Origin of the sequence: Aeromicrobium sp. CF3.5, from assembly GCF_051262695.1 — a bacterium.
Classification (GTDB): domain Bacteria; phylum Actinomycetota; class Actinomycetes; order Propionibacteriales; family Nocardioidaceae; genus Aeromicrobium.
In genome coordinates this window covers 117,560-139,229 of sequence record NZ_JBIMEZ010000003.1, presented here as the reverse complement: position 1 = coordinate 139,229, position 21,670 = coordinate 117,560, and the positions used below count along the sequence as shown (strand labels likewise).

The 21,670-nt window shown below is 68.8% G+C and carries 24 protein-coding genes and 1 riboswitch; of the genes, 15 read left to right on the top strand and 9 right to left on the bottom strand.

The window, feature by feature from the left end; all coding sequences use genetic code 11:
• The first annotated feature begins 80 nt into the window (after positions 1 to 80).
• Positions 81 to 2,588, top strand: coding sequence for an ATP-dependent helicase HrpB (gene hrpB / locus ACHAA3_RS07530; protein WP_435708355.1), 2,508 nt, complete (start codon positions 81 to 83; stop codon positions 2,586 to 2,588).
• Positions 2,589 to 2,622: 34 nt separating this feature from the next.
• Here hrpB and ACHAA3_RS07525 read toward each other — a convergent pair whose 3' ends face one another.
• From ACHAA3_RS07525 to ACHAA3_RS07515, 3 genes are read right to left on the bottom strand one after another with little or no spacing between them, the layout of a single operon-like run.
• Complete coding sequence (locus ACHAA3_RS07525) at positions 2,623 to 3,030, bottom strand: hypothetical protein (RefSeq protein WP_435708354.1); 408 nt, start codon at positions 3,028 to 3,030, stop codon at positions 2,623 to 2,625.
• Entirely contained in the window at positions 3,023 to 3,211 is a 189-nt protein-coding gene (locus ACHAA3_RS07520; RefSeq protein WP_435708353.1) for a helix-turn-helix transcriptional regulator, read from the bottom strand. The genes ACHAA3_RS07525 and ACHAA3_RS07520 overlap by 8 nt, the downstream gene beginning before the upstream one ends.
• A 46-nt stretch (positions 3,212 to 3,257) precedes the next feature.
• Positions 3,258 to 3,863, bottom strand: a complete 606-nt coding sequence (locus ACHAA3_RS07515; RefSeq protein WP_435708636.1) for an LON peptidase substrate-binding domain-containing protein — start codon at positions 3,861 to 3,863, stop codon at positions 3,258 to 3,260.
• 109 nt (positions 3,864 to 3,972) lie between these two features.
• Between ACHAA3_RS07515 and ACHAA3_RS07510 the strand changes: the two genes are divergently transcribed.
• Positions 3,973 to 4,695: an MIP/aquaporin family protein gene (locus tag ACHAA3_RS07510; protein ID WP_435708352.1), complete on the top strand. Its 723-nt coding sequence runs from the start codon at positions 3,973 to 3,975 to the stop codon at positions 4,693 to 4,695.
• 26 nt (positions 4,696 to 4,721) lie between these two features.
• Positions 4,722 to 6,242, top strand: a complete 1,521-nt coding sequence (glpK, locus tag ACHAA3_RS07505) for a glycerol kinase GlpK (protein ID WP_435708351.1) — start codon at positions 4,722 to 4,724, stop codon at positions 6,240 to 6,242.
• A 10-nt stretch (positions 6,243 to 6,252) separates the two neighbouring features.
• Here the strand turns inward: glpK and ACHAA3_RS07500 are convergent, their stop codons facing one another.
• Complete coding sequence (locus ACHAA3_RS07500) at positions 6,253 to 6,825, bottom strand: MOSC domain-containing protein (RefSeq protein WP_435708350.1); 573 nt, start codon at positions 6,823 to 6,825, stop codon at positions 6,253 to 6,255.
• A 120-nt stretch (positions 6,826 to 6,945) separates the two neighbouring features.
• Between ACHAA3_RS07500 and rpsF the strand changes: the two genes are divergently transcribed.
• From rpsF to ACHAA3_RS07460, 8 genes are all read left to right on the top strand, one after another.
• The gene (gene rpsF, locus ACHAA3_RS07495; RefSeq protein WP_435708635.1) at positions 6,946 to 7,236 is read left to right on the top strand and encodes a 30S ribosomal protein S6; all 291 of its coding nucleotides are present in this window, start codon (positions 6,946 to 6,948) and stop codon (positions 7,234 to 7,236) included.
• Between the two features lie 111 nt (positions 7,237 to 7,347).
• Positions 7,348 to 7,878 (top strand): single-stranded DNA-binding protein, encoded by a 531-nt coding sequence (locus ACHAA3_RS07490; RefSeq protein ID WP_435708349.1) that lies wholly within the window; start codon positions 7,348 to 7,350, stop codon positions 7,876 to 7,878.
• A gap of 33 nt (positions 7,879 to 7,911) precedes the next feature.
• Entirely contained in the window at positions 7,912 to 8,142 is a 231-nt protein-coding gene (gene rpsR, locus ACHAA3_RS07485; protein WP_435708348.1) for a 30S ribosomal protein S18, read from the top strand.
• A gap of 16 nt (positions 8,143 to 8,158) precedes the next feature.
• The gene (gene rplI, locus ACHAA3_RS07480; RefSeq protein ID WP_435708347.1) at positions 8,159 to 8,605 is read left to right on the top strand and encodes a 50S ribosomal protein L9; all 447 of its coding nucleotides are present in this window, start codon (positions 8,159 to 8,161) and stop codon (positions 8,603 to 8,605) included.
• Positions 8,606 to 8,718: 113 nt separating this feature from the next.
• Entirely contained in the window at positions 8,719 to 10,332 is a 1,614-nt protein-coding gene (locus tag ACHAA3_RS07475; RefSeq protein WP_435708346.1) for an ABC transporter substrate-binding protein, read from the top strand.
• 191 nt (positions 10,333 to 10,523) lie between these two features.
• Positions 10,524 to 11,951, top strand: a complete 1,428-nt coding sequence (dnaB, locus tag ACHAA3_RS07470) for a replicative DNA helicase (RefSeq protein ID WP_435708345.1) — start codon at positions 10,524 to 10,526, stop codon at positions 11,949 to 11,951.
• 18 nt (positions 11,952 to 11,969) lie between these two features.
• Positions 11,970 to 13,436 (top strand): NAD-dependent succinate-semialdehyde dehydrogenase, encoded by a 1,467-nt coding sequence (locus ACHAA3_RS07465; RefSeq protein ID WP_435708344.1) that lies wholly within the window; start codon positions 11,970 to 11,972, stop codon positions 13,434 to 13,436.
• Between the two features lie 3 nt (positions 13,437 to 13,439).
• Positions 13,440 to 14,093, top strand: coding sequence for a hypothetical protein (locus tag ACHAA3_RS07460; protein ID WP_435708343.1), 654 nt, complete (start codon positions 13,440 to 13,442; stop codon positions 14,091 to 14,093).
• Here ACHAA3_RS07460 and ACHAA3_RS07455 read toward each other — a convergent pair.
• The 3 genes from ACHAA3_RS07455 to ACHAA3_RS07445 are packed head-to-tail and all read right to left on the bottom strand — an operon-like array spanning position 14,073 to position 17,113.
• Entirely contained in the window at positions 14,073 to 15,953 is a 1,881-nt protein-coding gene (locus tag ACHAA3_RS07455) for an ABC transporter ATP-binding protein (protein WP_435708342.1), read from the bottom strand. The two genes, ACHAA3_RS07460 and ACHAA3_RS07455, sit on opposite strands and share 21 nt — an antisense overlap.
• Entirely contained in the window at positions 15,953 to 16,264 is a 312-nt protein-coding gene (locus ACHAA3_RS07450) for a YbaY family lipoprotein (protein WP_435708341.1), read from the bottom strand. Before ACHAA3_RS07450 ends, ACHAA3_RS07455 begins: the two co-directional genes overlap by 1 nt.
• Before the next feature lie 9 nt (positions 16,265 to 16,273).
• The gene (locus ACHAA3_RS07445) at positions 16,274 to 17,113 is read right to left on the bottom strand and encodes an NmrA family NAD(P)-binding protein (RefSeq protein WP_435708340.1); all 840 of its coding nucleotides are present in this window, start codon (positions 17,111 to 17,113) and stop codon (positions 16,274 to 16,276) included.
• A 92-nt stretch (positions 17,114 to 17,205) separates the two neighbouring features.
• On the opposite strand from ACHAA3_RS07445, the gene ACHAA3_RS07440 reads away from it, so the two are divergent.
• Positions 17,206 to 17,634, top strand: a complete 429-nt coding sequence (locus ACHAA3_RS07440; protein ID WP_435708339.1) for a PaaI family thioesterase — start codon at positions 17,206 to 17,208, stop codon at positions 17,632 to 17,634.
• Between the two features lie 5 nt (positions 17,635 to 17,639).
• Positions 17,640 to 17,740, top strand: a riboswitch (ZMP/ZTP riboswitch).
• A gap of 46 nt (positions 17,741 to 17,786) precedes the next feature.
• Positions 17,787 to 19,031, top strand: a complete 1,245-nt coding sequence (gene serA / locus ACHAA3_RS07435) for a phosphoglycerate dehydrogenase (RefSeq protein WP_435708338.1) — start codon at positions 17,787 to 17,789, stop codon at positions 19,029 to 19,031.
• Here serA and ACHAA3_RS07430 read toward each other — a convergent pair.
• On the bottom strand, positions 19,019 to 19,831 hold the full coding sequence (locus ACHAA3_RS07430; protein ID WP_435708337.1) for a Sir2 family NAD-dependent protein deacetylase: 813 nt from the start codon (positions 19,829 to 19,831) through the stop codon (positions 19,019 to 19,021). The two genes, serA and ACHAA3_RS07430, sit on opposite strands and share 13 nt — an antisense overlap.
• Before the next feature lie 135 nt (positions 19,832 to 19,966).
• Here ACHAA3_RS07430 and ACHAA3_RS07425 point away from each other — a divergent pair, with 135 nt between their 5' ends.
• A complete protein-coding gene (locus ACHAA3_RS07425; RefSeq protein ID WP_435708336.1) occupies positions 19,967 to 20,122 on the top strand; it encodes a hypothetical protein in 156 nt (51 codons plus the stop codon).
• A gap of 83 nt (positions 20,123 to 20,205) precedes the next feature.
• Positions 20,206 to 20,736 carry a DUF1697 domain-containing protein gene (locus tag ACHAA3_RS07420; RefSeq protein WP_435708335.1) on the top strand — a complete coding sequence of 177 codons (531 nt, stop codon included), beginning with the start codon at positions 20,206 to 20,208 and terminating at the stop codon, positions 20,734 to 20,736.
• Here the strand turns inward: ACHAA3_RS07420 and ACHAA3_RS07415 are convergent.
• Complete coding sequence (locus ACHAA3_RS07415) at positions 20,657 to 21,586, bottom strand: isocitrate lyase/PEP mutase family protein (RefSeq protein ID WP_435708334.1); 930 nt, start codon at positions 21,584 to 21,586, stop codon at positions 20,657 to 20,659. The genes ACHAA3_RS07420 and ACHAA3_RS07415 overlap by 80 nt on opposite strands.
• Positions 21,587 to 21,670 lie beyond the last annotated feature (84 nt).

The following is a 21,670-nucleotide window of genomic DNA, read 5'->3' as shown; positions in this document are numbered from 1 at the left end:
ACGCCTCAGGGCAAATTTGCCTACGTGAGTGATGGGAAACCTACGTAACCTGGTAAACCGCACCTCCGCGAAAGGACGCTGTGGACGCGATCGGACGGCTGCTGCTTGACCCGCCGGACCTGCCCGTCGTGGGGGGTCTCGCTGCGCTGGGCGACGCGCTGAGCGTTGGTGGCGTCGCGGTCGTGCAGGCGCCACCGGGCACCGGCAAGACCACGATGGTGCCGCCGTCGGTCGCGGCCGGAGTCGCCGGGCGGGTCGTCGTGACCCAGCCGCGTCGGATCGCCGCCCGGGCCGCAGCGCGTCGTCTCGCCTCCCTGCTCGGCGAGAAGGTGGGCGGGACCGTCGGCTACTCGGTCCGCGGCGACAGCGTGGTCTCGCCCGACACCCGCATCGAGTTCGTCACGACCGGCATCCTCCTACGCCGGCTGCAGCGCGATCCTGAGCTGCCCGGTGTCGATGCGGTCATCCTCGACGAGGTCCACGAGCGCCAGCTCGACGCGGACCTGACCCTGGCCTTCTGCCTCGACGTGCGAGCCACCGTGCGAGACGACCTGCTGCTCGTGGCCATGTCGGCGACGGTCGAGGCCGAACGCACGGCCGAGGTCCTCGGGGGAGCACGCGTCATCTCGGTGCCGGGCAGCCTCCACCCCGTCACCGAGCACTGGCTCCCACCACCCTCGGGGGTCCTGCCATTCGACGAGCGCGGTGTCACGCCCCGGTTCCTCGACCACGTCGCGGCGACCGTCCGTCGCGCACTCGCCTCCGATCCCGGGGACGCGCTGGTGTTCCTGCCCGGCGTCGCCGAGGTCGGAGGCGTGGTGCGCCGGTTGTCGGGGATCGACGGCGTCGACGTGTGGGCCCTGCACGGCCGCCTCCCTCCGGCAGAGCAGGATCGCGCACTGACGCGAGGTGCTCGACGGCGTGTCGTCGTGTCCACCGCGGTCGCAGAGTCCTCGCTCACGGTGCCCGGGGTGCGGATCGTGGTGGATGCCGGGTTGTCCCGCGAACCGCGCACCGACCACCGGCGCGGACTGCCGGCCCTGGTCACGGTTCGGGTCAGCCGGGCAGCAGCCGAGCAACGCGCCGGTCGAGCCGGCCGAGAAGCGACCGGGACGGTGCATCGGTGCTGGTCGCGCGCCGATCACGCTCACCTGACCGACCACTCCGTGCCCGAGGTCGCTGTCGCCGATCTGACGGGATTCGCGCTCGAGCTCGCGGCGTGGGGCTCGTCGGACGGCTCGGATCTGGCCCTGCTGGACCAGCCGCCACCCGCCTCGATCGAGACGGCTCGACGAGAGCTGTTCGACCTGGGGGCCACCGATGACGCGGGCGCCATCACCGCACGTGGACGTCAGATGGCGCGCGTTCCGGTCGACCCACGACTCGCTCGGGCCCTGCTCGACGGCTCCGCCCAGGTGGGGTCGCGCCGGGCCGCCGAGATCGTCGCCCTGCTGGCCGACGACGTGCGCGCGCCCGGTGGCGATCTCGTCGCGGCGTTGCGCACGATGCACCGCGGCGGCCCGGGCACCGGATCGTGGAAGGACTCCGTCAGCCGGTTGGAACGATCGCTGTCGTCCCCGGCCGACCGCACCGACCTGACCGACGACCTCGCAGTCGGAGCGGTCGTGGCGCTGGCCCATCCGGGCCGGGTGGCCCGCCTGCGACCCGGAGGCTCGACCTACCTGATGGTCTCGGGCACCGGTGCGGCCTTCCGGCGCGGTGACCCGGCACTGTCCGGCGTCACGTGGATCGCGGTGGCCGATGCCGAACGCCGCGCGGGTGCCGCAGAGGCCACGATCCGCGCCGCAGCTCCTCTCGACGAGGACCTCGCTCTCGAGGCAGCCGCCACCCGGTGGCACGAGACCGACGACGTGTCGTGGACGGATGGACGGCTCGTGGCCAGGCGGGTCACCCGACTCGGAGCCATCGAGCTGTCGGCCGTGCCCATCGCCGAGCCGGATCCGGCCGCAATCGCCGCCGCCGTGCGTGCGGCCCTGGCTGCCGACGGTCTGACCGTGCTGCCCTGGACCGAGGCGTCATCGGCGCTGCGCCGCCGGCTGGCCTTCCTGCACGAGTCGCTGGGCGATCCGTGGCCCGATGTCGGCGACGCGGCGCTGCTGGACTCGATGGACACCTGGGTCGGCGCCGACCTCGCCCGGGTGCGATCACCCCGTGACCTGCGCCGCGTCGACATGCTGGCCGCGATCCGGCGATTGCTGCCGTGGCCTCAGGCGGGCCGCCTCGACGAGCTCGCACCAGAGCGCATCACCGTGCCGAGCGGGTCCGCGGTGCGGGTGGAGTACGGCCCCACCGGAACTGAGCAACCGGTCCTGTCGGTCCGCATCCAGGAAGCATTCGGCTGGGCGGCCACTCCACGACTCGCCGACGGCCGCGTCCCCCTCCTGCTGCACCTGCTCACCCCGGCTCGGCGTCCCGCCGCCGTGACCGCCGACCTGGAGTCGTTCTGGTCCGGCCCCTATCACCAGGTGCGGGCGGAGCTGCGCGGCCGTTATCCCAAGCACGCGTGGCCCGAGGATCCGTGGACCGCGCCACCGACGCCGGGCGTGAAGCGACCCCGGGGACGCTGACGGGTCGGATCCGAGCTGTGCTTCTGGGGTCTGGTCAGCCGCGGACGGAGTGCCAGATCGTCGAGCCTATGAAGGTGAAGCCGCCGATCGCCGCGAGGGCGACGAAGACGCCGGCGTGGCCGTTGTCCGTGGCCAGACTCCAGAACATGCCGGCGACCAGGACCACCACGAGGACCTGGCCGGTGGTGTCGTGGGACCGGGAGGTGATCGCCGCGCGCCGCTCGTCGCTGGCCCCGCCGCCCAGCAGGGCCACCGCCTCCGAGCGGCGACGGAACAGCACGAGCACGGCCCCGTAGGCCAGCATGATCGCGAGGCCCACGACACCGCTGGTGACGTCACCGCGGAAGACGCCGACCGTGAGGTACGCGACGCCGATGACGACACAGGTGATCGGGACGATCCAGGACTCGGTGCGGTCGGACTTCTGGGTGCTTTCAGGCATGAAAGATCTCCTCCACGGTGGTCTCGAAGTGTCGCGCGATGGTGATCGCCAACGGCAACGAAGGGTCGTAGCGGCCGTTCTCGATGGCGATGATGGTTTGACGCGAGACGCCCAGCAGTCGTCCGAGGTCGGCCTGGGAGAGGCCACTGGTCCGGCGGAGCTCCTTGACGTCATTCTGCACATGTCAAGGGTGCTTGACACGTGCCTCAATGTCAAGGTCGCTTGACCTAGTCGGTCTCGTCCACCTGCATCGTGATCATCTCCAACGCAGCGCGGGTGTGGGACCCGACCGTGGTCAGCAGCTGTGTGATCGACGTGGAGGCGAGCAGGTCGACCTGGTCCATGGTGCCGACCGGAGCGATGCCGGCCACCTGCCAGGCGCGATCGACCGGATCCTCGGACAGCTCGGTCGTGGCCTCCCACGTGGTCTCGACGAACTCGCTGGCCCGGGCCAGCGCCTGACGCACCGTCCGCTCGGTCGAGTCGAGCAGAGAGCGGTCCGACTCGTCCCAGGCGAGGGCATCGACGGGGGTGAGGTCGGCCGCGGGCCACGGATCCTCCGGCCCCCACGCGTCGACCGTGAAGCGGTGGCTGCCGCGCGCGATCAGCACCGCGAGCCCGTCGCCGGACTGCACCTGCTCGACCCGCGCCATCGTGCCGATGCCGAAGCGGGCATCGCCACCGCCGACCTCGTGGCCGCGCTCGATCAGCACCACCCCGAAGTCGAGCGTCTCGCGGTCGAGGACGGCGTCAAGCATCGACAGGTAACGGGGCTCGAACAGACGCAACGGCAACGGCATCGCCGGCATCAGCACGGATCCCAGTGGAAACATGGGAGTCACGCCCTCACCCTAGGCCGATCCGGTGGTCGCGCCCACCCCTTGGGGCATGGCACTATTCATCTCACGCTCACCGGGGGGTGGGTGTCGAGGGGGAATCTGCATGTTCGTGGACATCTTCGTGCCGGAGCTGTTCGGCACCGCCGTGCTGTTGCTGCTGGGCGGTGGAGTGGTGGCCAACGCCCTGCTGCCGCGCACCGGCGGCAATGGTGGTGGGCCGCTGATGATCCACTTCGGTTGGGGTCTGGCGGTCTTCGCCGGCGTGTTCGTCGCCTACAAGTCCGGGGCGCACATCAACCCGGCGGTCACCCTGGGTCTGATCGCCTCCGGCGACGATCTCGGCGGCAACACCGTCGTCAAGGCACTTGTCTACATCAGCGCCCAGCTGATCGGTGCGTTCATCGGCGCCTGCCTGATGTGGACCGCGTACAAGAAGCACTTCGACGATCCCGACGCGGCTGCCGACGACAAGCTCGGCACCTTCTCGACGGCACCCGCCATCGAGGCACCGCCGTGGAACCTCGTCACCGAGGTGCTCGGCACTTTCGTGCTGGTGTTCGTGATCATCGCCTTCGGCAACACCCCCAACGAGCTGGGCCCGCTGGCCGTGGCGCTGCTGGTCGTCGGCATCGGCGCCAGCCTCGGCGGCCCGACCGGCTACGCGATCAACCCGGCCCGTGACCTCGGCCCGCGTCTGGCCCATCAGGTGCTCCCCATCCCCGGCAAGCGCGACAGCAACTGGCGCTACGCCTGGGTGCCGATCGTGGGCCCGAGTATCGGTGGCGTCCTGGCAGGCCTCACGGCCCTCGCACTGAACTACGTTTGATCCACCCACCAGAGATGAGAGCTGACATGGCTGACAACACCTACGTGATGGCGATCGACCAGGGCACCACATCGACCCGCGCCATGATCTTCGACCACGACGGGTCCGTCGTGGCGGTCGACCAGGTCGAGCACGAGCAGATCTTCCCCAAGGCGGGCTGGGTCGAGCACGATGCGATCGAGATCTGGAAGAACACCCGCACCGTGATCGGTGGGGCGCTGGCGAAGGCGAACTTCAACAGCAAGAACATCGCATCGGTCGGCATCACCAACCAGCGCGAGACCGCGGTGGTGTGGGACAAGAGCAACGGCAAGCCGGTCTACAACGCGATCGTGTGGCAGGACACCCGCACCCAGAAGATCGCCGACCGTCTCGGCGGTGACGAGGGACCCGACAAGTACAAGGCGACCGTCGGTCTGCCGCTGGCGACCTACTTCGCCGGACCCAAGATCACCTGGATCCTGGAGAACGTCGACGGGGTCAAGGAGCGGGCCGAGGCCGGCGAGCTGCTGTGCGGCACGATGGATTCCTGGGTGCTGTGGAACCTGACCGGCGGCGCCGACAACGACGGCGTGCACATCACCGACGTCACGAACGCCAGCCGCACCATGCTGATGGATCTGAAGACCCTGAAGTGGGACGAGTCGATCGCCGCCGACATGGGCATCCCCATGTCGATGCTGCCTGAGATCCGCTCCAGCGCCGAGGTCTACGGCGAGTGCAAGCCCGGCATCCTCAACGGCACCCCCGTGGCCGGCATCCTGGGCGACCAGCAGGCGGCGACCTTCGGCCAGGCCTGCCTGGCGAAGGGCGAGGCCAAGAACACCTACGGCACCGGCAACTTCATGCTGCTCAACACCGGCACCGAGCCGGTCCTGTCCGAGAACGGCCTGCTCACCACGGTCTGCTACAAGGTCGGCGACGAGCCGGTCGTCTACGCCCTCGAGGGCTCGATCGCCGTCACCGGCTCGCTGGTGCAGTGGGTGCGCGACAACCTCGGTCTGATCAAGGACGCCGCCGAGATCGAGACGCTCGCGGCCAAGGTCGAGGACAACGGTGGCGCCTACTTCGTGCCCGCGTTCTCCGGTCTGTTCGCGCCGCACTGGCGCTCCGACGCTCGCGGCGCCCTGGTCGGCCTGACGCGGTACGTCAATCGCAACCACATCGCCCGCGCCGTGCTGGAGTCGACCGCCTACCAGACCCGCGAGGTGCTGGACGCGATGAACGCCGACTCCGGCGTCCCGCTGACCGAGCTGCGCGTCGACGGCGGCATGGTCGTCAACGAGACGCTGATGCAGTTCCAGGCCGACATCCTGGGCGTCGATGTCGTGCGCCCCAAGGTCGCCGAGACCACGGCGCTCGGCGCTGCCTACGCCGCCGGCCTCGCCGTCGGCTACTGGGCCAGCCAGGACGACATCCGCGACAACTGGGGCGAGGGCAAGCGCTGGTCGCCGTCCATGGACGAGGACCTGCGCGAGAAGTACTTCCGCAACTGGAAGAAGGCCGTCACCAAGACCCTCGACTGGGTCGACGACGACACGGAGTAGCCGAGCCCGGTCAGCTGAGCGGGGCGTTCGACACCCGGCGGCGCAGCTCCTCGTCGGACAGCGGGCGCACGTCGATCAGCCTCGCCGGACCCACGCTCAGCTGGCCGTCGTCGAGGGGCTCGCACCGGATGCCGGCATGCCCACGGAAGGCCTGATGAGCGCCGGGGGCGAACACCTCGTTCAACCACGCGCACGGATTGGCCGGCGTGATGGACCGGAACCGGATCGGCCCGTGACCGGCATCGAGGGTGAACTCGGTGCGGACCAGCGCATCGACGTCGAGCCCGCGCGTCACGACATTGCGTCGGGCCTCGGTCGGGTCGAACGGCCCGGCCTGCAGCTCACCCTCGAGCGCCCGGACCTTCTCGGTCGCGAGGAACGTGACGCTGGCATAGGTGAATCGCGTGCCGAAGTACCGGTCGCCGACCAATCCCTTGTGGGCCCGCACCCGCACCGTCGTGGGGTGCTCGCCGCGCGGGTGGGCGACGGGATCGAACGGGGTGGGTCCGTCGGAGGGCCGCCCCCCGTACCGGCGCATCGGCGAGACGACGAGGGCGTCGATCGAGAAGTCCTGAGGGTCCACGCGGCTACCCTAATTGGCCTGCAAGGCCGGTCCTCGCGTAGGCTGGAACGGTTGCCGTGTGGCAACACCTCCTGCTGCGGGGACCCCGCAGCCGTTCAGACCGAAGGAGACGCAATGTCATTGCGCCCGTATGAAGTCATGATCATCCTCGAGCCCGAGCTCGACGAACGCACCGTGCAGCCCAGCCTCGACACCTACTTGAACGTGGTCCGCCAGGACGGCGGCTCGGTCGACGAGATCGACGTGTGGGGCAAGCGCCGCTTCGCCTACGAGATCAACAAGAAGACCGAAGGCATCTACGCCGTCGTCACGCTGCAGGCCGAGCCCGCCACCGTCAAGGAGCTGGATCGTCAGCTCACACTGAACGAGTCCGTGGTCCGCACCAAGGTCACCCGCCCCGACATCAAGTAGTCGGCCATCTCGTAAGTGGCTGGGCCGCTTTGTGGACACGACGCCTCGCGTTGTCCCACCTCTGCGGTTCACTGGTGTCAGATCACCCACCCTCTTGAAAGGCTGTGCCTCATGGCTGGCGAAACCAACATCACCGTAGTCGGCAACCTCACCGGCGACCCGGAGCTCAAGTTCACTCCGTCGGGCGCCGCAGTGGCCAACTTCACCGTCGCATCGACGCCTCGTACGTTCGATCGACAGACCAACGAGTGGAAGGACGGCGACGCGCTGTTCATCCGCTGTGATGCGTGGCGCCAGCTGGCCGAGAACGTCGCGGAGTCCCTCACCAAGGGCCAGCGCGTCGTCGTGACCGGCTCGCTGAAGGTGCGCAACTTCGAGCGCCAGGACGGCTCCAAGGGCACCAGCGTGGAGATGACGGTCGACGAGATCGGCCCGTCCCTGCGCTTCGCCACCGCCAAGGTCACCCGCGCGTCGGGCGGCAGCGGCGGAGGAGGCGGCGGAAACTCCGGGGGCAACTCCGGTGGTGGCCAGTCCAACCCGTGGGGCTCCTCGCCCCAGTCGGGCCAGGGTGGCAACGCCCAGGGCGGATCTGACGCATGGGGTGGAGGCGGCGCCGCCACCTCCGAGGACCCCCCCTTCTAATCACACGCATTCGCGCAAGAAATCAGGAGCATCATGGCAAAGCCCGTCATCCGGAAGCCGAAGAAGAAGAGCAATCCGCTCGCGGCCAACACCGTCATCAACTACAAGGACACTGCGCTGCTGCGCAAGTTCATCTCCGACCGCGGCAAGATCCGCGCGCGTCGGGTCACCGGCGTCTCCGTGCAGGAGCAGCGCCAGCTGGCCAAGGCGATCAAGAACGCCCGCGAGATGGCGCTGCTGCCCTACACGTCCACCACACGCTGAGGAAGGGGACACGTCAATGAAGCTCATCCTCACGCACGAGGTCACCAATCTCGGTGAGCCCGGCGACATCGTCGAGGTCAAGAACGGCTACGGCCGCAACTACCTGCTGCCGCGCAACTTCGCGATCCGCTGGACCAAGGGAGCGGCCAAGCAGGTCGAGTCCATCCAGGCGGCCCGCGACAGCCACGCCATCCACGACCTCGAAGAGGCCAAGAGCCTCAAGGGTCGCCTCGAGGGCTCGCCGGTCAACGTGCCGGTCAACGCCGGCACCGGCGGACGCCTGTTCGGCGCCGTCACCGTGGCCGACATCGCTGCGGCCATCGCTGCCGATGGCGGCAGTGTCGACAAGCGACGCATCGAGATCGGCAACCCGATCAAGGCCGTCGGCCCACACGAGGTCGCCGTGCGCCTGCACCCCGAGGTCAGCGCGCGCGTCAAGCTCAACGTGGTCGCGTCCAAGTAGAACGATCGAGCCGGCGCGCGTCGTCCCCGCAGGGGGACGGCGGCGCCGGTTCGTCGTTGGTACCCATCGTGCGAACTCTTCTCAGGTCCCCCGCCCGACTCCTCGTCGTGCTCATGGCAGCCACCATGCTGCTCAGCGGGTGCGCGCTGTTCTCCGGTGACGACGACGAGCGCACGGGTGCTCCCGCCGCCACGCCCGACCCCGACGCGCCGCTGCCAGCCGTGGGCTGGGACCCCGTCCCGGCCGAGGAGACCGAGGCCGGCGGCACGCTACGCCTCGCCACCGCGGCTCTGCCCGCGAACTTCAACCCGCAGCTGGCCGCCAACGTCGACGGGACCGTCGAGCAGCTCCTCGAGCCCACCTACGGATCCGGCGTACGCCTCACGGCCGACGGCGGGTGGGAGGTCGATCCGGACTACGCCCGATCGATCGAGGTCGTCGAGAGCTCCCCGCTGACCATCCAGGTCGACCTGAACCCTGAGGCCGTCTGGCAGGACGGCCAACCGATCACCGCGGCAGACATGGTCGCCTACTGGAAGGCCCAGAACGGCTCCGACAGCGACTTCGAGGTGCGCAGCACCCAGGGCTGGCGAGACATCGCGGCGGTCGAACCCGGCGAGGACGAGTACTCCTACACGGTCGAGTTCGACAGCGCGACGGCCGACTGGCCTCGCTACGTCTACCCCCGCCTCCCGCAGTCCGTGACCAGTTCACCCGACCGCTTCAACACTGCCCTCGCGGAGCGTGCCGCCCCGTCCAACGGGCCTTTCGTGGTCAGTGACGTCGACCGCGAGGCCGGTCGGCTGATGCTGGAGCCCAACATCCTGTGGTGGGGTGATCCGCCCCGACTCGAGGCGATCGTGTGGCAGTCGGCCACGGCGCGAGCCCAGGTCGAGGCGTTGGGCGACGGTGAGCTCGACGCGATCACGCCACCACCGTCCACCGATCTGGACTCGATCGATCTCGACGATCGGCAGGTGCGCCAATCGGCAGGAACCGAGTGGACCCAGCTGACGATGAACGCGGCCTCCGGCCCGCTCAGCGAGCCAGAGGTGCGCCGGGCGGTCGCGCTCGCCCTCGATCGACGAGCACTGGCCGCCGCGACCGCCGCTCCGTCGCCGCCGGCCGTGCTGGGCAGCTTCGTCCTACTGCCGGGCCAGCGCGGCTACACCGACCAGTCGGACCTGATCGCTCCCGATCCGGACGAGGCCACGCGCCTGTTGGCCGAGGCCGGCTTCGACGCCGACAACCCGCTGACCCTCACCCTCCCGGTGCCGGAGACCACCAGCACCGTCACCGACCGTGCCGCGCTGATCGCCGACCAGCTCGGCGAGGTCGGTATCGAGGTCACGGTCGAGCCGGTGCCCGACGAGGACTTCCCCGATCGCATCATCGCCCTGGACTTCGACCTGGCCACCTTCACCCAGTCCGGTGGGGTCTTCGAGCTCGCCGACGCCAAGGCGCTGTTCCATCCGATCGACTCCAGCCAGAACTTCACGGGGCGCGAGGACGACGACCTGGCCCGGGCCTGGGACACGGCCGTCGAGACCCTCGACGACCAGGCGCGATTCGATGAGATCGCGGATCTGGACGAGCAGCTGTTCGCCGACGTTCCACTCGTGCCCCTGGGCGTCGTCCCCCAGGCCATGGTGGTCGCCGACGGCGTGGCCAACTACGGTCCGGCCCAGTTCCTGCGTCCCGACTGGACAGCTGTCGGATTTCTTTGATCCACAGGTAGCAAAACACATCTGTGCTGGTCACGCGGATTAAATCAATCTGCACACAGGTACTGTCCACAGAGTTGTCCACCGTCCGTGCACAACCTGCGCGGCGTGTTCCACAGGCTGGCGGCAGTTGCGCACATGGGCTGTGCGGCGCGAGGTTCACTTTGTCGGGGTGCACCCGTAGCGTCCGGTCCATGAGCGTCTCTGATCTGTACGAGCCTGAGCCCGACAGCGCAGCCGACGCCCACGTTCCGCCCCAGGATGTTGCGGCCGAGCAGAGCGTCCTGGGGGCCATGCTGCTCAGCAAGAACGCCATCGACCCGGCCGCAGACACGGTGCAGGGCCGCGACTTCTACCGCCCCGCGCACGAGCTCATCTTCGACACCATCGTGGGCCTGGCCACCCGCGGAGAGCCCGCCGACGCGATCACGGTCGCCGCCGAGCTGCAACGCCGCGGCGAGGTCGCCCGAGTCGGTGGCGCTCCCTACCTGCACACCCTGGTATCCGGCGTCAGCATCGCCGCCAACGTCGACTACTACGCGCACATCGTGCGCGAGAAGGCCATCCTGCGCCGCCTGGTCGAGGTCGGCCAGCGCATCGCGCAGCTCGGGCAGGCCGGTCAGGGCGAGCTCGAGGACATCGTCGACCGGGCCCAGGCCGAGGTGCTCGACGTCGACGGATCACGCGGCGCCGACGACTACCGGCTGATCTCCCAGCTCATCCCCAGCACGATCGACGAGATCGAGGCGTTGGGTCAGCGGTCCGGTGAGATCCACGGCGTGCCGTCGGGATTCCCCGACCTCGATCGCGTCACCACGGGATTTCGTGGCGGTCAGATGATCGTGGTGGCGGCCCGACCCGGTATCGGCAAGTCGACCCTCGGCCTCGACTTCTGTCGCTCCGCCTCGATCCGGCACAAGATCCCGTCGGCGATCTTCTCCCTGGAGATGACGGCCTCGGAGATCACCACCCGACTGCTGTCCGCCGAGGGCAAGGTCAACGTCAGCGCCATGCGCGGTGGCCAGATGTCCGATGCCGACTGGCGCAAGATCAGCAATGTCACCAGCAAGGTCAACGGCGCGCCCATCGTCATCGACGACAGCCCCAACATGACGATGCCCGAGATCCGCGCCAAGGCCCGCCGCATCCAGAAGGAGCATGGCCTCGGCCTGCTGGTCATCGACTACCTGCAGCTGATGACCTCGGGCAAGAAGGTCGAGAACCGTCAGGTCGAGGTCTCGGAGTTCTCCCGCCAGATCAAGCTGCTGGCCAAGGAGCTCAACGTGCCGATCATCGCGATCAGCCAGCTGAACCGTGGCTCGGAGCAGCGCACCGACAAGACCCCCATGATCTCGGACCTGCGCGAGTCCGGCTCGATCGAGCAGGACGCCGACGTCGTCCTGCTGCTGCACCGCGGCCAGCGCGACGGAGACGAGTCCGGCGGTGGGGCGTCCGAGGGCCCGCGCGAGCGCATCGGTGAGGCAGACATCATCGTGGCCAAGAACCGATCCGGTCCCACCACCAAGGTCGCGGTCAGCTTCCAGGGCCACTACTCGCGGTTCACGCCCATGGCCCACGACGAGGGCGGAGCGCCTGCGGCGGCAGCCGGCGACTTCTTCTAGACGACCTACAGTGAAGTCATGAACGAGAAGACGGTCATCGACGCAGTCCATCCCCAGCTCTTCATCGCCGGACAGTGGCGCGACGCCGAAGGCGGACGCACCCTGTCGGTCGACGATCCCTCGACCGGATCGACGCTCGTGCAGGTGGCCGATGCCTCGGCGGCCGACGGCGCGGCCGCGCTGGACGCAGCCGTCGCTGCGCAGGCGGAGTGGGCGGCCAGTGCGCCGCGCGATCGTGGGGAGATCCTGCGCACCGCCTTCGAGATGATCACCGAACGAACCGACGAGCTGGCGATGCTCATGACCCTCGAGATGGGCAAGCCACTGAGCGAGTCGAAGGCCGAGATCGCCTACGGCGCGGAGTTCTTCCGCTGGTTCAGCGAGGAGGCCGTCCGCATCTCGGGGCGCTACTCGATGGCGCCCAACGGCAAGACCCGGTTGCTGACCCTCAAGCAGCCTGTCGGCCCGTGCCTGATGATCACGCCGTGGAACTTCCCGCTCGCCATGGGAACCCGCAAGATCGGGCCCGCCATCGCCGCGGGCTGCACCATGGTCGTCAAGCCTGCGCAACAGACCCCGTTGACCATGCTGCGTCTGGCCGACCTGCTGAAGCAGGCCGGCCTGCCCGATGGCGTGCTCAACGTCGTCACCACCTCCAGCACCGGCGAGGTCATGGGCCCGTTGATCGAGGACCCTCGTCTGCGCAAGCTGACCTTCACCGGATCGACCGGGGTCGGCCGCAAGCTCATCGAGCAGAGCGCTGCCGGCGTGCTGCGCGTGTCGATGGAGCTCGGCGGCAACGCGCCGTTCGTGGTGTTCGACGACGCTGACATCGACGCGGCCGTCGACGGCGCCATGCTGGCCAAGATGCGCAACGTCGGGGAGGCCTGCACGGCGGCCAACCGGTTCATCGTCCATGAGTCGGTGGCCGAGGAGTTCGGCACCAAGCTCACCGAGAAGATGGCGGCGATGACGGTGGGTCGCGGCACCGACGACGGTGTCCAGGTCGGTCCGCTGGTCGACTCCACCCAGCGCGACAAGGTCGCCGATCTGGTCGCCGACGCGATCGCCCAGGGAGCCACCGTGCTGACCGGAGGCGAGCGCCCCGACACCAGCCAGTACGGCACCGACACCTACTACCCGCCCACGGTCCTGACCAACGTCAGCAAGGACGCCGAGATCTGGACCGAGGAGATCTTCGGCCCCGTTGCGCCGATCTACACCTTCAGCGACGAGCAGGAGGGCATCGACATGGCCAACGACACCGAGTTCGGCCTGGTGGCCTACGCCTTCACCCGCGACCACGCCCGCGTCGTGCGCGTGTACGAGGGACTGCAGACCGGCATGGTGGGAATCAACCAGGGCGTCGTGTCCAACCCCGCAGCGCCGTTCGGTGGGGTCAAGGCCAGCGGCTTCGGCCGTGAGGGCGGTGCCGAGGGCATCGAGGAGTACCTCGAGACCAAGTACGTCGGCCTGGCGCTGTAGCCCGTGCGCGCTGTGGTCACCCTCCTCGCCGTGGCCGCGCTCTCAGCCTGCAGCGGGAGCGCGGACGGCGACAGCGCGGCGCCGGCGCCCTCGTCCAGCAGCCAGGCGATCGCCTGCGGTCTGCTGGACAGCCAGCAGCGCGAGGACCTCACGGGCCAGCGGGTCGACACGGTGACCGATCCGTCGAGGGCGGCACTTGGCCTGCAGTGCCGGTGGGCCGACGGAGCCACCTTCGTCGAGGTGAGCTCACTCGATGCCGGTTCGTGGGCCAGCTCCCTGCCCGACCTCATCAACGCGCTGACCGATTCGGGCCGGGACGTCGACGCCGATGAGCAGGAGAGCCTGCAGGAGATCGTCGATCTCGTCGAGGGTCGAGGCGCGCTGTCGGCCACCGAGGCCTGCGACCTCTTCCCCACCATCGCCGGGGCCGTCGCCGACGATGAGCCCAGCGACTTCGTGCTGTTCGTGCCGATCCAGACCTCCGCCGGTGCGGACGCCGTGGGTGTCCAGGCCCAGACCTGCACCGACGGCGTGTTCAGCTCGGTGGTCTTCGCTGCACCAGGCGTAGCTGAGTCCGACGAGGTGCGCGACCGAGCCCGCACCGCGCTGGACCAGGCGCACCGCGCCGCGATCGCCTCAGGGGCGTTGGCTGTCTAGGGGCGTTCTCGTCGCCGAGCTGAACTGCTCGACGTACAGGCGTGAGTACAGCCCCCCGGCGGCGAGCAGCTCGGCGTGGGTGCCGGACTCGACGAGTCGACCGTCCTCGAGGCCGAAGATGACGTCGGCGTTCGCGATGGTGGAGAGCCGGTGCGCGATCGCGATGGTGGTGCGGTTGTGGGTGGCGCGGTCGAGCGCCTCCTGGACCAGCCGCTCGGTCTCGGTGTCGAGTGCCGAGGTGGCCTCATCGAGAATGAGGATGCGCGGGTCCATCAGCAGCACCCGGGCGATCGCGAGCCGCTGCTTCTCTCCACCGCTGAGCCGGTAGCCGCGCTCGCCGGTGATGGTCTCGTAGCCGTCGTCGAAGCCGACGATGCGGTCGTGGATGTTGGCGTCGCGAGCCGCCTGCTCGATCTGCTCGGCGGTCGCGTCGGGCCGGGCGTACGCGATGTTGTCGCGGATCGTGCCGTGGAACAGGTACGGCTCCTGCGTCACCATGCCGATCGACTGGGCCAGCGACGCCATCGTCACGTCGCGCACGTCGTGGCCGTCGATCAGCACGGCGCCGGTGGTGACCTCGTGGAACCGGGGGACCAGGTAGCTGGTCGTGGTCTTGCCCGACCCCGACGGACCCACGATGGCGGCCAGCTGGCCGGGGCGGACCGTGAAGGAGACGTGCTCCAGGGCCCACTGCGTCCCAAGCGGCTCGTCGCCGCGCTCGATGCGTACGCCGGTGTCGCCGAACCGGTCGTGGTTGGCCGTGCCGGACAGGGCTCGCGGCTCGGGGTAGCGGAACGACACGTCACGGAACTCGATCTCGCCGCGCAACGTGCTCGGGTCCAGGACGATCGCACCCGGTCGCTCGGTGATGGCGGGCTCGAGATCGAGGTACTCGAAGATGCGACGGAACAGGGCCAGCGATGTCTGGACGTCCAGCGTGACGCGCATCAGCTGCAGCAGCGGCATCTGCAGCCGGGCCTGCAGCGTCGTGAACGCGACGAGCGTGCCGGCCGTGAGGCTGGCACCGCCGAGCGATCCGGTGATCATGAGACCGGCGACGAGGTAGATCAGCGCCGGGGTGATGGCGAAGAACGTCTGGACCGTGGCGAAGAACGCACGCCCGGTCATGGCCTGATCGACCTGCAGGCGGGTCTGCTGCCGGTTGGCCTCGCGGTACCGATCGACCTCGGAGTCGCCGCGGTGGAAGACCTTGGACAGCATCATGCCCGAGACGCTCAGCGCCTCCTCGGTGATCGCCGTCATCTCCGACAACGACTCCTGAGTGCGCTTGGCGATCCGCTGGCGGCGCTTGCCGACCTGCAGCTGGATGACCACGAACAGCGGCATCAGGATCAGGGTCAGGATGGTCAGCTGCCAGGACAGGATCACCATCGACACGAACGCCGCGACCACGGTGACCGAGTTCTGCACGATGGTCGTCGCGGTGTCGGTCAGCACGGTGCGCACGCCGGCGACGTCGTTGGCCAGACGTGACTGGATCGAACCGGTCTTGGTGGCGGTGAAGAAGGCGAGGTCCATTCTCTGCAGGTGGGCGAACAGGTCGCCCCGCAGGTCGGCCATCGCGGAGTTGCCGATCGTGGAGGTCAGCCAGTTCTGCGCGATCCCGATCAGCGCGGTGACGACCGGGATGACGATCATGCCGGCGACCAGCCAGCCGAGCAGCCCCAGCTGCGGAGGGCCCGACGACGGGAACAGGGCCCGGTCGAACACGGCCTGGGTCAGGAACGGGATCACCGACGTGAGGGCGGCGGCGACCACCACGGCCACGCCCACCCACGACACCTGCCTGCGATAGGGCCGCAGCAGTCGCGCGATGCGACCGAGGAGCGGCTCGTCCATCACTCCTCGATCTGCTGGAGCATCAGGTCGGCGGTGTCGGAGAGCACGGGCACGAGGTCCGGGGTTCCCCAGAGGTGGTCCTCGGTGCGCAGCGCCGCCCACAGCAGCAGGGATCCTTCGACGGTCTGGAAGGCCGGGTCGGCCGCGAGGTGGAAGGGGGCTGGGACGCCGTCGACCTGCACCGCGGTTGCGGCCAGCACCTCACCGGTGGAGTCGACCAGCTTGATCGAGGCGATCGCGCCGGCGGGAATCGCCACCCGTTCGCGGATCGAGACGGTGCCATCGATGGTCAGCAAAGGGGTGGAGGTCATGCGTCTAGGCTATTCCTGCCAGTGTGCGAGTGCCTGCGCGGCAGGAGTCGGTGCCCGTCCCGTGAGGTGGCGCACGTCGTCGGTGACGTGGCCGTGAATGCCGTGGCGGATCGCGACGTAGGCCGACAGCCACGCGTCGAGCACCTCATCGGGAGCGCAGTGATCCCGTTTCTGCTGCCGGGCCTGCTCATCGCTCTGCGGGGTGTAGGCGATCGGGACACCGATCACGGGCTCGAGCAACGTGGCGACGTCGTCGAGGGACAGAGCGTCGGGCCCGGACAGCTCGTAGGTCTGGCCCACGTGGGTCTTGGGGTCGGCGAGCACGGCTCCCACTGCGGCGCCCACGTCGGCGCGGGCCACCGCGGCGATGCGGCCGTCCGCGGCCGGCGCCCGGATCTGGTCCTCGTGCACCAGGTCGACCAGCGTCTCGGCGTAGAGGTTGCTGCGCAGGATCGTGACGTCGAGACCTGAATCGTTCAGGTACGTCTCGGTCGCCCCGTGATCGCGGGCGTACACGCAGACGGCGTCATCGGCCGCCCCCACGAAGGACAGATAGACGATCTGTCGCACACCGCACCGCACGGCGGCATCGACGAAGTCCTGGTGCAGCAGCAGGCGATTGTCGTCCTCGTAGGCCGAGACCATGAAGGCCGTGTCGATGCCTGACAAGGCTGCGCGAAGCGCCGGGCCATGCGTTCCGGGGAAGGTCGCGATATCGAAACCGGGCAGGTCGACGGTGCGCGCGGCGTCACGAACGATGAGCCGAGCCGTGCGGCCAGCCGCGGCGAGGTGTCGTGCTGCGGTCGATCCCACGACGCCGGTGGCGCCGGTGATGGCAAGGGTGGGCACGATGAAGTCCTCGGAAGTCGGAGCGATGGCCGTCACATTATCCCGGCTGGCCGGCGGCGTGCTGCAGGTCCAACCCCTGACATACTCGGCGCATGAGTGAGATTCCCGGACTGGACGGACTGCTGGGCGTGGAGCACCTCGAGGTCACCGCCGACCGGGTCGTCGTGCAGTTCACGATCGGCACCGAACACCTGCAACCCTTCGGCATCCCGCACGGCGGCGTCTACTGCGCCGTGCACGAGTCCACGGCCAGCACCGGTGGGCAGGTCTGGCTCGGCACCCAGGGCGTCGTGGTGGGCACCAACAACTCCACGGACTTCATCCGCCAGGCCGCGGTCGGAGACACGATCACGGTGACCGCCACCCCCATCCATCGCGGGCGCAGCCAGCAGCTGTGGCACCTCGACTCGATCAACCAGGACGACAAGCTCATCGCCCAGGGCCAGGTGCGACTGGCCAATCTCGACCGGGAGATCCCGCCCGAGATGCTGGCGCAGTTCACCGGTCAGGACAACGGGTAGGCTCATCGGGCGGCCGCGACTGGCGTTGAGGTGGATACCACCGGGGAGTGACCGCGTTCGCGACACCGCACCATCCGTACTGGGACCGTTCGCCTGGGCCCCGGTCAGCCCCCATTTCTGCTGACCTGGAGCCCACCACCATGATGATGACCATGAACACTTCCGCCCCGTTCGCGACCGAACGACTCGAGGACGCCGACGTCCGGGTCCTGCTGCTGGAGAACATCCACACCGACGGGGCCGACTTCTTGCGCGGCAAGGGGTACCAGGTCGAGACGCGCGACGGCGCGCTCGGCGAGGACGAGCTGATCGAGGCCATCGCCGGCGTGCACCTGCTCGGCATCCGGTCGACCACCTACATCACCGACAACGTGTTGGCCGCGGCTCCGAACCTGCTGGCGATCGGGGCGTTCTGCATCGGCACCAACCAGATCGACCTGGCCGCCACCACGGCGCGTGGCATCGCGGTCTTCAATGCTCCGTACTCCAACACCCGCAGCGTCGTGGAGCTCGCGATCGCCGAGATCATCTCGCTGGCCCGCCGACTGCACGAGAAGTCCACCGACATGCACGCCGGGGTCTGGAACAAGTCGGCCGCCGGAAGCCACGAGATCCGTGGCCGCACGCTCGGCATCATCGGATACGGCAACATCGGCAGCCAGCTGTCGGTCGTGGCCGAGGCCCTCGGCCTGAAGGTGATCTTCTTCGACATCGACGACAAGCTCGCCCTGGGCAACGCCAAGCGCTGCTCGACGATCGAGGAGCTGCTCGCCGAGGCCGACGTCGTGACGCTGCACGTCGACGGCCGCCCCGGAAACGCGGGGTTGTTCGGCGACGAGGAGATGAAGCAGATGAAGCCGCGGGCGCTGTTCCTGAATCTGTCGCGCGGCATCGCCGTGGACACCGTGGCCCTGCGCAAGCACCTGCAGTCCGGTCACATCGCCGGTGCGGCCGTCGACGTGTTCCCGGTCGAGCCCAAGCGTCAGGGCGATGAGTTCGAGTCGGACCTGCGCGGCCTGCCCAACGTGATCCTGACGCCGCACGTGGGTGGCTCGACCGAGGAGGCCCAGCAGGACATCGGCCGATTCGTCGCCTCCAAGCTGCGGTCCTACACCGAGTTCGGCAGCACGTCGTTGAGCGTGAACATGCCCGAGCTGAACCTGCCCGCCGATCAGGGCAAGTGCCGCATCGCCCACGTGCACCGCAACGCCCCGGGCGTGCTGGCCACGATCAACGGGTTGCTCGGCGAGCGCGAGGTCAACATCGACGCGCAGTCGTTGTCGACCCGGGGTGAGAACGGCTACGTCGTGACGGACGTCCCCGACGGGGTCAGCGCCGACACGCTGGCCGCCCTGGCGGCGTTGCCCGAGACGGTACGGATCCGTCAGCTGAGCTGAGCCAACGTCTCGGCGCAGCCGGCGTTGATGCGCACGGTGGCGAGGTCGTCGCCGCGGGTCGGTCCGCGGTTGACGATCACCACGGGGATCTCCCGCTTGGCGGCGGCTCGCACGAAGCGCAGGCCGGACATCACCTGCAGCGACGACCCGAGCACCAGCAGTGCCTCGGCCCGCTCCACCAGGTCGAAGCAGCGCTGCACGAGTGGCTTGGCGACGCTCTCGCCGAAGAACACCACATCGGGCTTGAGGCGGCCGACGTCTCCTCGACCGGCGCACCGCAGGCAGTCGGCGACGACGAAGTCGTCGGTGGTGGCGAGCAGCACGTCGCCATCGGGTCGGGTCGGACCGTCGCGGTCGGCGTAACCGGGATTGAGGCGCACGAGTCGCTCGTGCAGGCTGCTGCGTGGCGTGCGCTGGCCGCAGTCGAGGCAGACGACGCGGTCGAGGCGTCCGTGCAGGTCGATCGTGTCGAGGTGGCCGGCCCGTTCGTGCAGCCCGTCGACGTTCTGGGTGATCAGACCGCCCAGGCGGCCAGCGCCCTGCAGCTCGACGAGCGCGACGTGGGTGCGGTTCGGCTCGGCGCCGCTCATGCGACTCCACCCGACGTGGGCGCGGGCCCAGTACGTCTGCCGAGCCTCAGGTGCGGCCACGAACTCCTGATACGTCATGGGCGTGCGGGCGATCGATCCGGGGCCGCGGTAGTCAGGAATACCCGAGTCGGTCGAGACCCCCGCCCCGGTCAGCACCAGACAGCGGCGGTCGCCCAGTGCGCTGACGATCTGGGGGAAGGGCCGACTCACGTCGTCAAGCCTAAAACGGCGGCAAAGATCGAGCGTGTCGACGGCACGAAAGTATGAACGGAACCTGAGATTGGCGTAGTGTCGCCGTCCTGTGAGGTTGGCCCCCGGCCGACCTCGAGAAGAGAGGAAGAACTTGTGATCATTCTTGGAGTCGTCCTGTTGATCCTGGGGGCGGTGCTGAACATTCCGATCCTGTACACGATCGGCGGCATCCTCGCCGTGGTCGGTGTCGTCCTGTTTGTCCTGGGGGCGGTGGGCCGCGGAATCGGCGGACGAAAGCACTACTTCTAACCACGCGCGACTCAGGGGCCGTCACCTCCGGGTGGCGGCCCACTGTCGCGTCGCAGTACTGATCGCGGCGAGAGGAGTGGACGATGTCACGTCACGTCGTGCTGCTGCGCGCGGTCAACGTGGGCGGTACCGCGAAGCTGCCGATGGCTCGCCTGCGGGAGATCGCCACGGACCTCGGGGCCATCAATGTCTCGACGTACATCGCTTCGGGGAACTTGCTGGTCGACCTCGACACCGACCACGAGGTGTTCGACCGGGCGCTGGAGCAGGCGATCACCTCCGAGTTCGGCTTCTTTCGCGAAGTGATCTCGCGCACCCCCGCGCAGCTGAGGGCATCCCTCGCCGCGCACCCGTTCGAGGTGGCCGCTCCCACCGCCTCGTTCGTGACCTTCTTGACGGCGGAGCCGCCGCGATCGGCCGTGGCCCGGGCCGAGGAGATCGCGACCGGCGAGGACCGCTGGCAGGTCATCGGCGCCGAGCTGCACATCCGCTATGCCCAGGGAGCGGGACGGCCACAGATGCGGACCGACGCGATCATGCGTCAGCTGGGGGTCCTGGGGACCGCCCGCAACCTGAACACCGTGCAGCGACTGATCGACCTGGCCGGCTCCTGAAGTGGGCCGCGAGGGCGGCGTTGAGCTCGGCATAGTCCATCCCCTCGGCAAGTTCACGGTAGGTGCCTTCGTTGAGCAGTTCGACAGCCGCGCGGCGGGTGTAGGCGTAGACGCCTTGTGCGATAGCCATGCCCACGCTGACCCGACGTACACCGAGATCCGTCAGCTGGGCGACGGTCAGTGCACCCGGTCCGGCCATGATGTTGACGGGCGCTGGTACCGCAGCAGTGAGGTCTCGGATGGCTCCGGCGTCCATGAGACCGGGTACGAAGATGCCGTCCGCACCTGCGGCGAGGTAGGCATCCGCTCTGCGGATCGTCTCGCTCAGTCGCTTCTCGGGCTCACCGACCTGCAGCACGTAGGTGTCGATGCGGGCGTTGATGAACATCGGCACGTCGGCCTCGTCGGCTGTAGCTCGTACGGCGGCGATCCGCTCGGCCTGCTCGAGCTGGCCCCACAGTCGCGCCCCGCACGCGTCTTCCAGGTTGACCCCGACGGCACCGGCTTCAAGCATCGCGTGCGCAGTGGCCGCCACCTGGTCCGGGTCAGCGCCATAACCGGCCTCGATGTCTGCGGTGACCGGACCGTCGAGAACTGCGGTGATGCGGGCGATCAGATCCACGGCGCGATCGCGAGCCAAGCGCTCCCCGTCCGGGGCACCCAGGCTCCAGGCGGCCCCGGCGCTGGTGGTCGCCACCGCACGTGCCCCCGCGTCGCGCACCACGACAGCCGAGGCAACGTCCCAGGCATTCGGAAGAACGAGCACCCCGATGGTGTGCAGGGCATGAAAGTCCCTGGCCCTGTCGGCCTGGCTGGGGGCGGGGTCGGTCGGATTCGTCGATGAGGTCATGGCAGTCAGTCAACCCGCTGGATTCCGCACGGGCTGGCGGTTATCGGACCAGTCGGTGTTGAGATGCCCTCGCACCCCGGGCGG

Coding starts and splice junctions, on each gene's coding strand:
- rpsR (WP_435708348.1), top strand. CDS start 7,912: ATGGCAAAGCCCGTCATCCGGAAGCCGAAGAAGAAGAGCAATCCGCTC.
- glpK (WP_435708351.1), top strand. CDS start 4,722: ATGGCTGACAACACCTACGTGATGGCGATCGACCAGGGCACCACATCG.
- ACHAA3_RS07525 (WP_435708354.1), bottom strand. CDS start 3,030: ATGCCTGAAAGCACCCAGAAGTCCGACCGCACCGAGTCCTGGATCGTC.
- dnaB (WP_435708345.1), top strand. CDS start 10,524: ATGAGCGTCTCTGATCTGTACGAGCCTGAGCCCGACAGCGCAGCCGAC.
- ACHAA3_RS07420 (WP_435708335.1), top strand. CDS start 20,206: ATGTCACGTCACGTCGTGCTGCTGCGCGCGGTCAACGTGGGCGGTACC.
- ACHAA3_RS07415 (WP_435708334.1), bottom strand. CDS start 21,586: ATGACCTCATCGACGAATCCGACCGACCCCGCCCCCAGCCAGGCCGAC.
- ACHAA3_RS07515 (WP_435708636.1), bottom strand. CDS start 3,863: ATGTTTCCACTGGGATCCGTGCTGATGCCGGCGATGCCGTTGCCGTTG.
- ACHAA3_RS07510 (WP_435708352.1), top strand. CDS start 3,973: ATGTTCGTGGACATCTTCGTGCCGGAGCTGTTCGGCACCGCCGTGCTG.
- ACHAA3_RS07465 (WP_435708344.1), top strand. CDS start 11,970: ATGAACGAGAAGACGGTCATCGACGCAGTCCATCCCCAGCTCTTCATC.
- ACHAA3_RS07450 (WP_435708341.1), bottom strand. CDS start 16,264: ATGACCTCCACCCCTTTGCTGACCATCGATGGCACCGTCTCGATCCGC.
- ACHAA3_RS07475 (WP_435708346.1), top strand. CDS start 8,719: ATGGCAGCCACCATGCTGCTCAGCGGGTGCGCGCTGTTCTCCGGTGAC.
- ACHAA3_RS07455 (WP_435708342.1), bottom strand. CDS start 15,953: ATGGACGAGCCGCTCCTCGGTCGCATCGCGCGACTGCTGCGGCCCTAT.
- ACHAA3_RS07440 (WP_435708339.1), top strand. CDS start 17,206: ATGAGTGAGATTCCCGGACTGGACGGACTGCTGGGCGTGGAGCACCTC.
- ACHAA3_RS07490 (WP_435708349.1), top strand. CDS start 7,348: ATGGCTGGCGAAACCAACATCACCGTAGTCGGCAACCTCACCGGCGAC.
- rplI (WP_435708347.1), top strand. CDS start 8,159: ATGAAGCTCATCCTCACGCACGAGGTCACCAATCTCGGTGAGCCCGGC.
- serA (WP_435708338.1), top strand. CDS start 17,787: ATGAACACTTCCGCCCCGTTCGCGACCGAACGACTCGAGGACGCCGAC.